At 68.9% G+C, this 14,292-nt stretch carries 11 protein-coding genes and 1 pseudogene; 6 read left to right on the forward strand and 6 right to left on the reverse strand.

The genetic code is table 11. The features are described 5' to 3' along the window. Nucleotides 1-131 precede the first annotated feature (131 nt). The 4 genes and pseudogenes from AC1HIL_RS10070 to AC1HIL_RS10085 form a co-directional block, all read right to left on the reverse strand. On the reverse strand, nt 132-842 hold the full coding sequence (locus AC1HIL_RS10070) for a hypothetical protein (RefSeq protein ID WP_057593798.1): 711 nt from the start codon (nt 840-842) through the stop codon (nt 132-134). After that, nucleotides 839-2,371, reverse strand: a complete 1,533-nt coding sequence (locus AC1HIL_RS10075) for an alkaline phosphatase (protein WP_479671717.1) — start codon at nt 2,369-2,371, stop codon at nt 839-841. The genes AC1HIL_RS10070 and AC1HIL_RS10075 overlap by 4 nt, the downstream gene beginning before the upstream one ends. A gap of 31 nt (nt 2,372-2,402) precedes the next feature. After that, nucleotides 2,403-3,872, reverse strand: a pseudogene (locus AC1HIL_RS10080) (alkaline phosphatase). A gap of 161 nt (nt 3,873-4,033) precedes the next feature. After that, the gene (locus AC1HIL_RS10085) at nt 4,034-4,444 is read right to left on the reverse strand and encodes a DUF2177 family protein (RefSeq protein ID WP_208512512.1); all 411 of its coding nucleotides are present in this window, start codon (nt 4,442-4,444) and stop codon (nt 4,034-4,036) included. A 159-nt stretch (nt 4,445-4,603) separates the two neighbouring features. Here AC1HIL_RS10085 and queC point away from each other — a divergent pair, with 159 nt between their 5' ends. Next, on the forward strand, nt 4,604-5,332 hold the full coding sequence (queC, locus tag AC1HIL_RS10090) for a 7-cyano-7-deazaguanine synthase QueC (protein ID WP_422097951.1): 729 nt from the start codon (nt 4,604-4,606) through the stop codon (nt 5,330-5,332). Here queC and AC1HIL_RS10095 read toward each other — a convergent pair. Both AC1HIL_RS10095 and AC1HIL_RS10100 read right to left on the reverse strand, forming a co-directional pair. After that, nucleotides 5,290-7,080 (reverse strand): ABC transporter ATP-binding protein/permease, encoded by a 1,791-nt coding sequence (locus AC1HIL_RS10095; protein ID WP_479671718.1) that lies wholly within the window; start codon nt 7,078-7,080, stop codon nt 5,290-5,292. The genes queC and AC1HIL_RS10095 overlap by 43 nt on opposite strands. Nucleotides 7,081-7,199: 119 nt before the next feature. Next, nucleotides 7,200-7,766 carry a phosphonate degradation HD-domain oxygenase gene (locus AC1HIL_RS10100; protein ID WP_057593793.1) on the reverse strand — a complete coding sequence of 189 codons (567 nt, stop codon included), beginning with the start codon at nt 7,764-7,766 and terminating at the stop codon, nt 7,200-7,202. A 243-nt stretch (nt 7,767-8,009) separates the two neighbouring features. Here AC1HIL_RS10100 and AC1HIL_RS10105 point away from each other — a divergent pair, with 243 nt between their 5' ends. The 5 genes from AC1HIL_RS10105 (at nt 8,010) to phnX (ending at nt 14,278) form a co-directional block, all read left to right on the forward strand. After that, on the forward strand, nt 8,010-9,041 hold the full coding sequence (locus AC1HIL_RS10105) for a putative 2-aminoethylphosphonate ABC transporter substrate-binding protein (protein WP_479671719.1): 1,032 nt from the start codon (nt 8,010-8,012) through the stop codon (nt 9,039-9,041). A gap of 164 nt (nt 9,042-9,205) precedes the next feature. Further along, nucleotides 9,206-10,279, forward strand: a complete 1,074-nt coding sequence (locus tag AC1HIL_RS10110) for an ABC transporter ATP-binding protein (RefSeq protein ID WP_479671720.1) — start codon at nt 9,206-9,208, stop codon at nt 10,277-10,279. 299 nt (nt 10,280-10,578) lie between these two features. Further along, nucleotides 10,579-12,294, forward strand: coding sequence for a putative 2-aminoethylphosphonate ABC transporter permease subunit (locus AC1HIL_RS10115; RefSeq protein ID WP_479671721.1), 1,716 nt, complete (start codon nt 10,579-10,581; stop codon nt 12,292-12,294). Then, complete coding sequence (locus AC1HIL_RS10120) at nt 12,291-13,424, forward strand: TIGR03364 family FAD-dependent oxidoreductase (protein ID WP_479671722.1); 1,134 nt, start codon at nt 12,291-12,293, stop codon at nt 13,422-13,424. Before AC1HIL_RS10115 ends, AC1HIL_RS10120 begins: the two co-directional genes overlap by 4 nt. 29 nt (nt 13,425-13,453) lie before the next feature. Continuing rightward, complete coding sequence (phnX, locus tag AC1HIL_RS10125; protein WP_057593786.1) at nt 13,454-14,278, forward strand: phosphonoacetaldehyde hydrolase; 825 nt, start codon at nt 13,454-13,456, stop codon at nt 14,276-14,278. Nucleotides 14,279-14,292: the final 14 nt, after the last annotated feature.

Raw genomic sequence — 14,292 nt, forward strand, 5'->3', positions numbered from 1 at the left:
GTAGCGAGACCGAAAGTGCCGCAGCGTTAGCCCAGCAGCAGCCCACTTCATTGGGTATTCCTTTCGCGTCCTTCGCGAAACCTTCGCGTCCTCTGCGTCCGGCTGCCCGATCCCGCTTTCCAGCCGACCCTTCAGTCCAGCAAATCCGAATAGTCGCCGCGCTCGTAGGCCTCGACCGCCTGCCAGGGCAGTGTCTTCGGCGCCGCGATCGGCATGGCGGTCATCGTGTTGAGCGAGGTGCCGTGCGCGTTGCGCTGCTCGATCCTGCGCGCATAGCGGCCGGCCACGTCCCAGTCGATGCGCACCGTGCTCTCGCCCTGCTGCTGCTCGTAGCGCTGCACGCCCGGGCCCGCGGCGCCCAGGGACTTCATGCGCGGCAGCACCGCCGGATCGACCAGCCAGTAGGCAGGCGCCCACGAGCCGCCGTAGCCGACGTTGCCATAGTTGGCCGCGTCGACCTCGATCAGCTTGCGCTGCGCGCGCAGCACCATGCCGACCTCCACCTTGCCGCTGGCATCGCGGCGCAGCCACAGCGGCGCGGCCGTGTTGTCGGCATGCGCATGGCCGATGTGCACCTTGGCGTCGCGGGCCTCGTGCTCGTGGTCGGCGCGCAGCGCGGCCGGCAGCTCGCGTTCGATCCACACCGTGCCGGCGCGGCGGAACATGCGGTCGGCGTAGCGGCTCTCGCGCTGCACGCCGTCCTTGCCGATCGACAGCACGTGGTGCTGGATGCGCAGGTTCTGGTCGGGTGCCTGGGCGTCGCCCGCGGCACCCGCCGCCAGCGGGACGGCCGCGAGGACCGCCGCCGCCAGCAGCGCCTGGAGTTTCGAGCCCGCCGTCACAGGCCCGCCGCCTGCCGGACCTTGTCGAACACCTTGATGTTCTCGAGGGTGCCCTTGAAGATCTTCGAGCCCGCGCCGCCGGCGAACAGCATCACGTCGCCGCCGCCATGGGTTTCGGAGCCGGGCGCGCCGAGGTTGATGCCGACCTCCTGCAGGAAGTTGTCGTCCTCGGTGTTCATCGCGCTCTGGTCGTCGCGGTTCGGCGCGCGCGCCGGCGCGATCCACGGCTTGTTGCCGTCTTCCGGGTTGACCTGGCTGGCCGCGCTCGCGTTGGGCCGGCCGCCGTTGCCGAACACCAGCGTGGTGTAGGGCTTGCCGTCGGCCGCCTTCGAGGGCTTGCCGTCGGCGTAGCCGTTGACCTTGCCGAGGATCGGGTTGCCGATCTTCGGATAGCCGTTGAAGGCGATCGCATGGTCGTGGTCGGCCGTGACCACCACCAGCGTGTTCTTCAGGCCCGGGTCCTTCCTGTTCATGTAGTCGAGCGCGGTCTGGATCGCGGCGTCGAAGGCCAGCGTGTCTTCCAGCGCGCGCTTGGCGTTGGTGCCGTGCAGCGCATGGTCGATGCGCCCGCCCTCCACCATCAGGAAGAAGCCCTTGTCGTTGCGGCTGAGCACGCCCAGCGCCTTCTCGGTCATCTCCGAGAGGCTCGGCTGGTCGAGGTTCTGCTTCACGCGGTCGAGCTCGTAGGCCATCTCGCTCTGCGAGAACAGGCCCAGCAGCTTGCCGGTGGCGGCGGTGTCGACGGCGCGCAGCTTGGTGCCGGTGTCGACATAGGCGTAGCCCTTGGCCTGCATCGCGGCCACCAGGTCCACGTTGTCGGTGCGCTTGCTGCTCGGGTTGAGCGACTTCGGCAGGTAGTTGCGCTGGCCGCCGCCCATCAGCACGTCGATGCCGTCGAGCAGCTTGGGGTTGTAGTTGGCATGGCCCGGCGCGCTCTGCTCGGCGATGGTGTTGTAGCCGTTGCGGTTGCAGATGTGGGCGTAGGTGGTGGCCGGCGTGGCGTGGCCCACGCGCGTGGTCGACACCGCGCCCACCGCGCGGCCCTTGGCCTTGGCGAGCTCGAGCAGCGTGTCCACCGCCTTGCCGTTGGTCGGCGGGCAGGTGGTGTTCTCGCCGTTGATGTACTGGGTGCCCGTGCCGTCGACGGCGGTGGTGTCGCTCGACATCGAGATCACCTCGTTGCGCATCTTCACGCCGGTCATGTAGGCGGCCATCGAGGGCGCGCTGTCGGTGGTCTGGCCGTCGAGCGAGAAGGTCTTCACGCGCGCCGCGAAGGGCAGCGACTGCATGACGAGGTGGGCGCGCTCCGGGCTCGCGAGCGAGCCGGGCCTGGCCGCGAGCTGCTTCTCGCCCTTGTAGATGCGCGCGGCCGTCACGGTGACCGGGCCCATGCCGTCGCCGAGGAAGAAGATGACGTTCCTGGCTTCGCCGGCGGCGTGCGCGCTGCCGGCCAGGGTGCCGGCGGCGGCGCACAGGATCGCGGCGGCCAGGCGGGTGTTGCGGGTGATGCGGTTCATGGTCGTGCTCATGGTGATGGGGTCGGTGGCTGCGGTGCGTGCCTCAGAGGCCGACCGCCTTCCGGATCAGGCCGAACACGTCCGTGTTGGTGATCACGCCGGAGAAGTTCTCCGCGCCCAGGCCCTGCGCGCCGAGGAACACGTCGGCGCCGCCATGCGTCTCGGAGTCGCTGGCCGCGTCCATCGGCACCACGGCTTCCTGCCTGTAGTCCTTGCCCTCGAGCTCGGCGTCGCCGATCGGGCCGCGCGAGGACAGGCGGCGCGGGCCGTTGCCGAAACCGATGATGGTGTACGGGTTGCCGTCCACGTCCTTGCTGGTCTTGCTGGTGTCGACGTAGTCCTTCACCAGGCCGAGCACGCCCGGCTTGCCGGCCTAGGTCTTGCCGGTGCGCGCGGCATAGCCGTTGAGCTGCAGCGTGTGGTCGTGGTCGGCCGTGACCACCACCAGCGTGTTCTTCAGGCCCGGGTCGATGGCCTTCATCTTGTCGAGCGCGAGCTTGATGGCGTCGTCGAAGGCGCCCGTGTCCTGCAGCGCACGGCGCGCGTTGGTGGCGTGCAGCGCATGGTCGATGCGACCGCCTTCCACCATCAGGAAGAAGCCCTTCTTGCGCGCGGCCAGTGCGTCGATGGCCTTGCCGGTCATCTCGGCCAGGCTCGGTTCCTTGCCGGCATCGCGGTCCAGGTCGTAGGCCATGTGGCTCTTGGTGAACAGGCCGGCGATCTTGGTCGTGCCGTCGGCCGGCAGCTTGTCGAACTCGGCCTTGCTGGCGGCGAAGCCGTACTTCGCGCTCTTCAGTTCGGCGATCAGGTTGCGCTTGTCGTTGCGCTTGCCGCCGTCTTCCTTGGGCGTGAAGTAGTCGGTGCCGCCGCCGAAGACGACGTCGACGCCGTCGCCCAGCCTGGTGTTGTAGCCGGCGCCGCCGGGCACCAGCGCGGCGGCGATGGTGTTCTCGGCGTCGCGGTGGCACACGTGCGCGTAGGTGGCCGCGGGCGTGGCGTGCGTGATGCGCGTGGTGGTCACCACGCCGGTCGCGTAGCCGCGCGCCTTGCTCTGCTCGAGCAGCGTTTCCACCGCGCGGCCGTTGCTCGGGGGGCAGGTGCTGTCGAAGCTGGTGTGGTAGGCCTTGCCCGCGGCATCGGTGGCCTGGGTGTCGGGGCTCATCGAGATGACTTCGTTGTTCATCTTCACGCCGGTCATGTAGGCCGACATCGAGGGCGCGCTGTCGGTCACCTGGGCGTCGTTCGAATAGGTGTGGACGAAGGCCGTCTCGGGCAGCGTGTCGATCGTGAGGTCGCCGTCCTCGCCGACCTTGTAGATGCGCGCGGCGGTCAGCGTGGTGATGCCCATGCCGTCGCCGAGGAAGAACAGGATGTTCTTCGGCGCTTCCGCCGCCGGCGGGTTGGTGGTGGGTGGAATCAGCGGCAGCAGGCCGCCGTGGCTGTCGCTGCCGCCGCAGGCGGACAGCAGCAGTGAAACGCCCAGCAGCGCCGGGGCAATGAAGTGTCGGGTCATGCGACTCCCTTGGTGGTTATCCGTTCGGCGCGCCTCCTGCGCGCCGTTTCTGGAGAAGCAATCTAGGGAGGCCGCATGACTCTCGCGTGACGCGATGCACGCGGGCATGAAAAGTTCGACGCGCCGTTAAAAAAAGCGCGCCATGCCCGGCCAGCGCGATTTCAGCGGGATGCCGCCCAGCGCAGCGCCGCCCCGCCCGCCGTCGCCGCCACGCCGCTCGCGAAGGTGCCCCAGGCCATGTCGAGCAGCGACAGGCCCAGCGGCCAGCCCTTCATGATCGAGAGGTTGGTGAGGTCGTAGGTGGCGTAGGCGAACAGGCCGAGCAGGGCGCCCAGCAGCGCGGTGCGCGCGAGGCTCGCGGCCTCGGCGCCGGGCAGCACCGCGAAGAACACCAGGCCCACCGGGTACAGCAGGTAGAACAGCGCCGCGAAGCCCAGCTTCGGCTCGGAGGCCATCAGGTGGCCCAGCCCCTGCTGGTAGAGGTTCTTGGCGATCACGCCGAGCCAGAGCGAATCGATCAGCGCCATCACCAGGAAGGTGGCGGCCCAGGCGGCGAGGTGTTTGGTGGTCATGGCAGCGGTGCGGATGGGTGGGGTGTCGCGGCCATCGTAGCGAGGCCCGGGGGCCGCGGGTAGCGCCGGCGGCGCGGGCTGCGAAAATCGCGCGTTCGGACTACAGCTCCGTCGTTCCCGCGCACCGATGCGCCTTGCCATTCATTCCTCGAGCCCATCATGCCCCTGCACACCACTGCCCTCGTCCTGTTCTCCGGCGGGCAGGACTCCACCACCTGCCTGGCCGATGCCCTCTCGAAGTACCAGCGCGTCGAGACCCTGGGCTTCGACTACGGCCAGCGCCACCGCGTCGAGCTCGACGTGCGCGCCGGCATCCTCGCCTCGCTGCGCGAGCGTTTTCCCGACTGGGCGCCACGCCTGGGCCAGGACCACGTGCTCACGCTGGCGGCGCTGGCGCAGCTCGGCGGCTCCTCGCTGACCGAGGAGGTCGCGTTCGAGATGCAGGCCGACGGCCTGCCCAACACCTTCGTGCCGGGACGCAACCTGCTGTTCCTCACGCTGGCCGGCGCGCTGGCCTACCGGCGCGGGCTGCAGGTGATCGTCACCGGCGTCTGCGAGACCGACTTCTCGGGCTATCCCGACTGCCGCGACGACACCATGAAGGCGATGCAGCTCGCGCTGTCGCTGGGGCTGGAGCGCCGGCTGGTGATCGACACGCCGCTGATGTGGATCGACAAGGCCGAGACCTGGCAGCTCGCGCACCGCCTCGGCGGCCAGCCGCTGGTCGACCTGATCGTGGAGGAGACCCACACCTGCTACCTGGGCGACCGCACGCACCGGCAGGCCTGGGGCTATGGGTGCGGCGAGTGTCCGGCGTGCGAGCTGCGCGCCAAGGGCTGGGATCGCTACGTGGCCGCCGCCGGAGCCGCCGAGGCTTCGAGCCGGTAGCGCGCGCCGCCGGCCGCGCCATCGGCCTGCGGCACCAGCGTCCAGCGCTGGCCATGGAACTCGCCCACCGCCGCGCGGTGCGCGATCGACACCATCGAACCGCCCGCTGCCTGCACCATCGCGCCCAGCCGCCGGTAGAGCGTGCTCTCGGCCTGGGCATCGAGCGCGCTCGTGATCTCGTCGGCGAACAGCCAGGCCGGCTTGCGCAGCAGCACGCGCGCGATCGCCAGGCGCTGCTGCTCGCCGCCCGAGAGCTTCTGGCTCCAGGCATCGCTGTCGTCGAGCCGGCCGGCAAGGTCGGGCAGCAGGGCGTCGTTCAGGGCCTGGCGCAGCTGGTCGTCGCTGAAGTCGGTGGCGGGGTTGGGGTAGGTCAGCGCATCGCGCAGCTTGCCGTCGGGCACGTAGGGGCGCTGCGGCATGAAGGCGACGTTGTCGGGCACCTGCAGGCGCCCCTTCGAGAATGGCCAGATGCCCGCGAAGGTGCGGAACAGCGTCGACTTGCCGCTGCCCGAGGGGCCTTGCAGCAGCACGCTCTCGCCGGACTTCACGGCCAGCGCGGCGCCGGCGAGCAGCGGTGTGCCGTCGGGCAGCGAGACCGCGAGATCGTCGGTGCGCAGCTCGGCGTTCTGCTCGCGCTGCAGCGGCATGGACTGGGCCGCGTGGGCGCGCATGGCGTCGTCGAAGCTGGTCAGGCGGTCGGTGGTCGCGCGCCAGATCGCCACGCGGTCGTAGTTGTCGACGAACCAGCTCAGCGAGCCCTGCACCTTGTCGAAGGCCGAGCCGATCTGCATCAGCTGCCCCAGCTGGATGGCGCCGCCGAAGAAGCGCGGGCCGGCGACCAGGAACGGGAAGATCACCGCGGCCTGGCCGAAGAACGAGGTGAAGGTGACCAGGTTCTTCTGCTGCTTGATGAGCAGCAGGTAGTTGCGCAGGACGCTGCCGAAGCGCAGGTCGAGCTGGGCGTGCTCCACTTTCTCGCCCTTGTCGAGCGCGATGGCCTCGCTGTACTCGCGCACCCGCACCAGGTGATGGCGGAAGTCGGCCTCGAAGCGCTGCTGGCGGAAGTTGATGCCGATCAGCGGCCGGCCGACGAAGTGGGTGATGGCCGTGCCGACCACGCAATAGACGACGGCCAGCCAGACCATGGCGCCCGCGATCTGGTAGGTGCTGCCGCCCAGCGAGAAGGAGAAGTTGCCCGACAGGCCCCAGAGGATGCCGACGAAGCTCACCAGCGTGACCACGGCATTCAGCAGGCCCATCGACAGCGTCATCGTGTAGTCGGTGAACAGCTGCATGTCCTCCTGGATCCGCTGGTCGGGGTTGTCGGGCGCATGGCCGTTCTGGTTCGCGTAGCGCGCGAGCTCGAGGTGATAGAAGGTGCGGTCGGACATCCAGCGCGACAGGTAGTCGCGTGTCATCCAGGTGCGCCAGCGCAGCTGCAGCAGCTGCGTCACGTAGAACTTGAGCACCTGCACCGCGATGTTGAAGAAGGCGATCCAGCCGAAGACCCGGACCTCGCGCCAGAAGCTCACGGCGTCCTTGTTCTGCAGCGCGTCGTAGAAGCGGCCATACCACTGGTTGCCCAGCACGGCCACGTACACATAGAACAGGTTCAGTGCGACGATGCCCAGCAGCATGAGCCGCGCCCGCCATTTCTCCTCGGATCGGAAGTAGGGCGCCGCGAGCGCGAAGACGCGCCGCAGCACCTGCAGGAAGCTGCGGGCGCGTTCGTTGACGGTGGGAGACATGCTGGCTTTCCTCGCTGGCGCAGGCGCGCCGGTCATCGTGAGGAGGCCATAGTAGACAAATGTTTCTTAAACCGGGCTGAAACATGCCGGCACGGCATGCGACCCGCGTCCAGCGCCCTTCAGTACGTGTCCAGCATCACGCGCGCCGCGGTCGCCAGGAAATGCGAGAGCGGCGGCGTCTTCAGGCCTTCGACCTTCGCCTCCTCGTCCCACAGTCGCAGCCGGATCGCATCGCCCGACCACGGATGGTCGGCGAAGCGCCGCGCGGCCGCGTCGTTCATCGGCCCGCCCTGCAGTTGCAGGCTGCGCACCGAATCGGGCGACAGGCGCGCGAAGTAGTCGGGCCGGGTCGCGCAGAGGTAGCGCTTGGCATCCACGTGCAGCCGGATCGGTTCGCGCACCTCGAGGCCGAAGGCGCCGCGCAGCAGCGGCAGCGCGATGTACTGGTGGCGGTCGTCGATGCCGAGCTCGGTCGGCGAGCGCTCGAGCGTCTGGTGCTCGGTGATCAGCATGTGGCCCAGGTCGTGCAGCAGCGCGGCCGTGACCAGCGCGTCGCCGGCCTCGGCCTGCTCGGCCAGCCAGGCGCATTGCAGCGCGTGCTCGGCCTGCGACACGGGCTCGCCCGCATAGGCCACGCCGCCGCGTTCGGCAAAAAGGCGGGCGATCTCGGCGAGGTCGAGTGTCATTGTTCTGAAACGAAGCGCGGGCGACAGCACACCGAAGTTCGCGGATCTCCATGACAAGGCCGTGACCGCTGGTGCGGGCCGCGTCGAAAAGAGGGTCTTGGCGGGCCCTGGCTCATGCGTTTGACAAATCCCTGTCACACGCCGCTGCCAGCATCGCCGCGTCCACGGCAGGCCTGCGCCACCGTGTTGCGTTTTCGTTTTTCTTTCGCTTTCCGCTTCATTTCTTTCCCGAGGGATCTCACCATGCTGCGTCGTTGTCTTCGCTGGGCCGCCGTGCCCGCCCTGCTTTCGCTGGCCTTCGCCGCCACCGCCCAGGGCCGCACCGAGCTGCTGGTCTATACCGCGCTCGAGGCCGATCAGGTGCAGGCCTACAAGGCCGCGTTCGAGAAGGAGAACCCGACCATCGAGCTGAAGTTCGTGCGCGACTCCACCGGCATCGTCACCGCCAAGCTGCTGGCCGAGAAGGCCAACCCGCAGGCCGACATGGTGTGGGGCCTGGCCGCCACCTCGCTGATGCTGCTCGACAAGGAAGGCATGCTGCAGCCCTACGCGCCCAAGGGCCTCGACGCGGTGAAGCCCACCATGCGCGATCCGGCCAACCCGCCCAAGTGGGTGGGCATGGACGTGTGGTCCTCGGCGATCTGCTTCAACACCGCCGAAGCGACCAAGAAGAACCTGCCCAAGCCCACGAGCTGGGCCGACCTGACGAACCCGGTCTACAAGGGCCAGATCACGATGCCGAACCCGGCCGCTTCTGGCACCGGCTACCTGATGGTCTCGGGCTGGATCCAGATGATGGGCGAGGACAAGGCCTGGAAGTACATGGACGCGCTGCACCAGAACATCGGCATCTACAGCCAGTCGGGCAGCAAGCCCTGCCGCCAGGCCGGCGCCGGCGAGTTCGCGCTCGGCATGTCCTTCGAATACCGCGCCAACAAGACCAAGCGCGACGGCGCGCCGATCGACATCGTGCTGCCCAAGGAAGGCCTGGGCTGGGACATGGAAGCCACCGGCATCATCAAGACCAGCAAGAAGCAGGAAGCCGCCAAGGCACTGGCCGACTGGGCCGTGACGAAGCAGGCCAACGAGCTCTACGCGAAGAACTTCGCAGTGCTGGCGCTGCCGGGCATCCAGGAGAAGCTGGAATTCGTGCCGGGCGACGTGGAGAAGCTGCTGGCCAAGAACGACTTCACCTGGGCCGCCGCGAACCGCGACCGCATCCTGGCCGAGTGGTCGAAGCGCTACGAATCGAAGTCGGAAAAGAAGCCGATGTGATCTGAATACGGGCAGCCGGACGCAGAGGACGCGAAGGTTTCGCGAAGGACGCAAAAGATGCAGCAGAAATCCTTTCATGGATTCCTTTCGCGCTCTTTGCGAAATCTTCGCGCCCTTCGCGTACGGAAGTCCGATCCCGTATTTGCCTCAGCTTGACCATTGACATGACCAGCTTCCTGTCCCTGCGCGGTATCGAAAAATCCTTCGGTGCCACCCGTGTGCTCGACGGCATCGACCTCGACATCGAACCCGGCGAGTTCGTCTGCCTGCTCGGCCCCTCGGGCTGCGGCAAGACCACGCTGCTGCGCATCGTCTGCGGCATCGAGCGCGCGGACCGCGGGCAGATCCTGCTCGGCGGCCAGGACATCGCGGGCCTGCCGCCGGCGGCGCGCGGCTTCGGCGTGGTGTTCCAGTCGTACGCACTGTTCCCCAACCTGACGGCGGCGCAGAACATCGCCTACGGCCTGCATCCCACGGGCGCGCTGGCGCGCGAAATGGCCAAGCGTTCGCGCGAGATGCTCGACCTGGTGGGCCTGGCGGCGCATGCCGACAAGTACCCGGTGCAGCTCTCGGGCGGCCAGCAGCAGCGCGTAGCGCTGGCGCGTGCGCTCGCGCCCAATCCGCGCCTGCTGCTGCTCGACGAGCCGCTGTCCGCGCTCGACGCGCAGGTGCGAGCGAGCCTGCGCACCGAGATCCGCGCGCTGCAGAAGCGCCTGGGCATCGTCACCATCATGGTCACGCACGACCAGGAAGAGGCACTCTCGATGGCCGACCGCGTGGTGCTGATGCACGACGGGCGCATCGAGCAGGCCGGCACGCCCGACGAGCTCTACCGCCAGCCGCGCACGCGCTTCGTCGCGGGCTTCGTGGGCCGCATGAACATGCTGCCGGCCACGGTGCTGGCCGATGGCAAGGTGCGCGTGCGCGATGCCGAGCTGTTCTGCGCCCCCGGCAACCTCAGCGTGGGTTCGCAGGCCACCGTGGGCATCCGTCCCGAGCATGTGGTGGTGAAGCGCTTCGGTGCCGAACTCGGCGCCAACAGCTTCGCGGCGCGCCTGCTCGACACCGAGTTCTTCGGCAACCGCACCGCCGCGCGCCTGTCTTGCGAGCCGCTGGGCATCGAGATCGAGGCCGAGCTGCCGGCCGATGCGCAAGGCAATGGCGGCGAGCCGCTGGTGCCGAGCAGCATGGTGCATATCCAGTTGCCTTTGCATGCGCTGTCGGTGCTGGCGCATTGAATGACGAACCGCTTTGTCGTTTGTTCGACGATGGAGCGATGGGGCCGGACTCACGCCGACGGGGTACTCCCCTCCGCGAATGTCCCCCGGCCTGCGGCCTCCTTCTTGATTTCGCTGCGGGGAGTACCCCATCGACGTGAGTCTGGAGCAGGTCGGTTGAACCGGTTGGCACCACCGCTGCGCCCACGTGCACAGGGCAGTGGGTGCTTCCCGCAGCGAAATCAAGGAGGAGCCGAAGGCGGGGGACATTCGCGGAGGGAAGTACCCGCTGTCCTGTGCACGCGCCCCGGACACACACAATGAGCAGCACCCCCGAAGCCATCGCCATCATCCCTGTCACGCCGATACGCGCCAATGCCATCGACCGCGAGCGCTGGCTCACGGGCGCTGCCGTGGCATTGGTCGTGCTGTTGTTGCTCGTGATCGTTGCGTTGCCCGTAGGTGCACTCGTCGGCCAGAGCTTCTTCGACCGCGAAGGCGCCTTCGTCGGCCTCGCCAACTTCGCTCGCTACCTCGACAACCCCGCCCTGGTCCAGTCCGCCTCCAACAGCCTCTGGCTGGCCGCGATCAGCGCCGTCATCTGCACCGCCATCGCCTACGTCTACGCGTATGGCCTCACGCTCTCGTGCATGCCGGCCAAGGGCGTGCTGCGCGCTGTCGCGCTGATACCGCTGCTCGCGCCCTCGCTGCTGCCCGCCATCAGCCTGGTCTACCTGTTCGGCAACCAGGGCCTCTTCAAGGGCCTGCTCGGTGGCGCGTCCATCTATGGCCCGCTGGGCATCGTGCTGGGCTCGGTGTTCTGGACCCTGCCGCATGCGCTCCTGATCCTCACCACCGCGATGGCGACCTCCGACGGCCGCCTCTACGAGGCCGCGCAGACCCTCGGTGCTTCGCGCTGGCGCATGTTCCGCACCGTCACCCTGCCGTCCACGCGCTACGGGCTGATCGTGGCCGCGATGGTGGTGTTCGTGCTGGTGATCACCGACTTCGGCGTGCCCAAGGTGGTGGGCGGCCAGACCGGCGTGCTCGCGACCGACATCTACAAGCAGGTGGTCGGGCAGCAGAACTTCCAGATGGGCGCGGTGGTGGGCTTCGTGCTGCTGATCCCGGCCGTGCTGTCCTTCCTGGTCGAGCGCCACGTGCGTCGCAAGCAGGCGGCCGCGCTGTCGGCGCGCGCCACGCCCTACCAGCCCGAGCCGGTACGCACGCGCGACCGCGCGCTGCTGGTGTTCTGCGCGCTCACGGCCTGCGCCATCCTCGTGATGATCGGCATGGCCGTGTTCGCCTCGCTCGCCACCTATTGGCCCTACCAGCTCGCGCCCTCGCTGAAGAACTACGACTTCAGCAACATGGACGGCGGCGGCTGGGGCAGCTACTTCAACTCGCTGCGGCTCGCGGTCTGCGCCGCCGTGGCGGGCGCGCTGCTCAGCTTCGTCTCGGCCTACCTGGTCGAGAAGCCGCGCCACTTCGGCCTGCTGCGCGAACTGCTGAACCTGCTGGCCAACCTGCCGCTCGCCGTGCCGGGCCTGGTGCTCGGCGTGGGCTACATCTTCTTCTTCATCTCGCCCTCGAACCCGCTGCGCGCCATCTACGGCAGCATGACCATCCTCGTGGTCTGCACCGTGGCCCACTTCTTCTCGGTTGCGCACCTCACCTCGCTGACCGCGCTGCGCCAGCTCGACCGCGAGTACGAACTGGTCTCCGAATCGATGGGCATCCCGTTCTGGCGCACCCTGTGGCGCGTGCACCTGCCGGTGGCGCTGCCCACGGTGCTCAACGTCGGCGGCTACTTCTTCGTCAACGCGATGACCACCGTCTCGGCCGTCGTGTTCCTCTATTCGCCGCAGACCACGCTGGCCGCCATCGCCGTGCTCAACATGGACGATGCCGGCGACGTGGCACCCGCCGCGGCCATGGCCTCGCTGATCATGCTCACGGCCGCCGCCGGTCGCGGCCTGTTCGCGCTGGCCGGCCGCTGGGCGCTCGTGCGCACCCAAGCCTGGAGACACCGTTGACCGCCGCTCCCAACTCCTCCTCCTTCGACGTCATCGTCGTCGGCGCCGGCATCGTCGGCCTCGCGCATGCCTACACCGCCGCCAGGCGCGGCCTGCGGGTCTGCGTGGTCGAGCGAGACGCCGCCTGCATCGGCGCCTCGATCCGCAATTTCGGCTTCATCACCGTGACCGGCCAGGCGCCGGGCGACAGCTGGCGCCGCGCCATGCATTCGCGCGACGTGTGGCAGGAGATCGCGCCGCAGGCCGACATCGACATCGTGCACCGCCACCTGTGGCTCGCGGCCTACCGGCCCGAGGCGCATGCGGTGCTCGAGGCCTTCATGCGCACGCCCATGGGCGAGGCCTGCCAACTCATCGATGCCGCCGAGGCCCAGGCCAAGGCGCCCGCGCTGCACCTGGCCGAGGCGCGCTCGGTGCTGTTCAGCCCGCACGAGCTGCGCGTGGAATCGCGCACCGCGATCGGCCGGCTCGCCACCTGGCTGGCGCGCGCGCACGGCGTGAGCTTCCGCTTCGGCGAGGCCGTGCTCGAGGTGCAGACGCCGCGCGTGCGCACCTCGCGCGGCGAGCTGCATGCCGAGCGCGTGGTGGTCTGCACCAACAGCGAACTGCACGGCCTGTTCGCCGATCGCATCGCGGCCCACGACCTCACGCTGTGCCGGCTGCAGATGCTGCGCGTGCAGCCCGAGGCCGGCTTCCGGCTGCCGGGCGCGGTGATGATGGACCTGAGCCTGGTGCGCTACGAGGGCTACAGCACGCTGCCCGAGGCCGCCGCGCTGCGCGAGCGCCTGCAGCAGGAAGAAGCGGCTTCGCTCGCGCACGGCATCCACCTGATCGTGGTGCAGAGCGCCGACGGCTCGCTGGTGGTCGGCGATTCGCACCACTACGCCGCCGCGCCCGAGCCTTTCGCGCTGGAGGAGGTCGACCGCCTGATCCTGCGCCACCTGCGCAGCACGCTCGACCTCGAGAGCGCGCAGATCGTCGAGCGCTGGAACGGCGTCTATCCCTCCTCGAAGACCACGCCCTGCGTGATCGACGCGCCCGACGACGCGACCCGCGTGGTGCTGGTCACCAGCGGCACCGGCGCCAGCACCGGCTTCGGCATCGCGCACGACGTGTTCGCCGGCTGGTGATCCCTTTTCATTCACGCGAGTTCTTCTTCATGTCCGCCACGCATTCCTCCAGGCTCCAGGCCGTCGTCTTCGACTGGGCCGGCACCATCCTCGACTTCGGCTCGTGCGCGCCCATGGGCGCCTTCGTGAAGCTGTTCGAGCAGTTCGGCATCGAGATCACCATCGCCGAGGCGCGCGGCCCGATGGGCATGGCCAAGTGGGACCACATCAAGGCGCTGGGCTCGCAGCCGCGCATCGCCGCGCAGTGGGAGGCGAAGCACGGCCATGCCTTCAACGATGCCGATGTCGACCGGCTCTACGAGGTGTTCACGCCGATGAATGCCGCCAGCGCGCGCGACCATGCCGACTTCATTCCGGGCGCGCTCGACGCCGTGGCCGCCGCGCGTGCGCGCGGCATGAAGATCGGATCGACCACCGGCTACAACCGCCCGATCATGGAGGTGGTCGCGGCCATCGCCGCGCAGGGCGGCTACGTGCCCGACAACCTCGTGTGCGCGGGCGACCTCGCGGCCGGCCGGCCTTCGCCGCTGATGATGTACCGCTGCTTCGCCGACCTCGGCGTGTGGCCGGCCCACGCCGTGGTGAAGGTCGACGACACCGGCGTGGGCCTCGAGGAAGGCCTGAACGCGGGCACCTGGGCCGTGGGCCTCGCGGTCAGCGGCAACGTGATGGGGCTGACCCTGGCCGAATGGCAGGCGCTCGGCGCCGACGAGCAGCAGGCACGCCGCGAGCAGGCCACCGAGCAGCTGAAGGCGGCCGGTGCCCACTACGTGATCGACAGCGTGGCCGAGCTCATGCCGGTGCTCGACGACATCGAGCGCCGCCTCGCGGCCGGCGAGCGGCCCGGGCGCTGAGTTCCGTTTTCACG

The sequence above is a fragment of the Variovorax sp. ISS6 genome, from assembly GCF_056523145.1.

What these genes read in the sequence shown, in the direction of transcription:
- AC1HIL_RS10075 (WP_479671717.1), bottom strand. Translation starts at nt 2,371, where the DNA reads ATGAGCACGACCATGAACCGCATCACCCGCAACACCCGCCTGGCCGCC.
- AC1HIL_RS10085 (WP_208512512.1), bottom strand. Translation starts at nt 4,444, where the DNA reads ATGACCACCAAACACCTCGCCGCCTGGGCCGCCACCTTCCTGGTGATG.
- queC (WP_422097951.1), top strand. Translation starts at nt 4,604, where the DNA reads ATGCCCCTGCACACCACTGCCCTCGTCCTGTTCTCCGGCGGGCAGGAC.
- AC1HIL_RS10095 (WP_479671718.1), bottom strand. Translation starts at nt 7,080, where the DNA reads ATGTCTCCCACCGTCAACGAACGCGCCCGCAGCTTCCTGCAGGTGCTG.
- AC1HIL_RS10100 (WP_057593793.1), bottom strand. Translation starts at nt 7,766, where the DNA reads ATGACACTCGACCTCGCCGAGATCGCCCGCCTTTTTGCCGAACGCGGC.
- AC1HIL_RS10105 (WP_479671719.1), top strand. Translation starts at nt 8,010, where the DNA reads ATGCTGCGTCGTTGTCTTCGCTGGGCCGCCGTGCCCGCCCTGCTTTCG.
- AC1HIL_RS10110 (WP_479671720.1), top strand. Translation starts at nt 9,206, where the DNA reads ATGACCAGCTTCCTGTCCCTGCGCGGTATCGAAAAATCCTTCGGTGCC.
- AC1HIL_RS10115 (WP_479671721.1), top strand. Translation starts at nt 10,579, where the DNA reads ATGAGCAGCACCCCCGAAGCCATCGCCATCATCCCTGTCACGCCGATA.
- phnX (WP_057593786.1), top strand. Translation starts at nt 13,454, where the DNA reads ATGTCCGCCACGCATTCCTCCAGGCTCCAGGCCGTCGTCTTCGACTGG.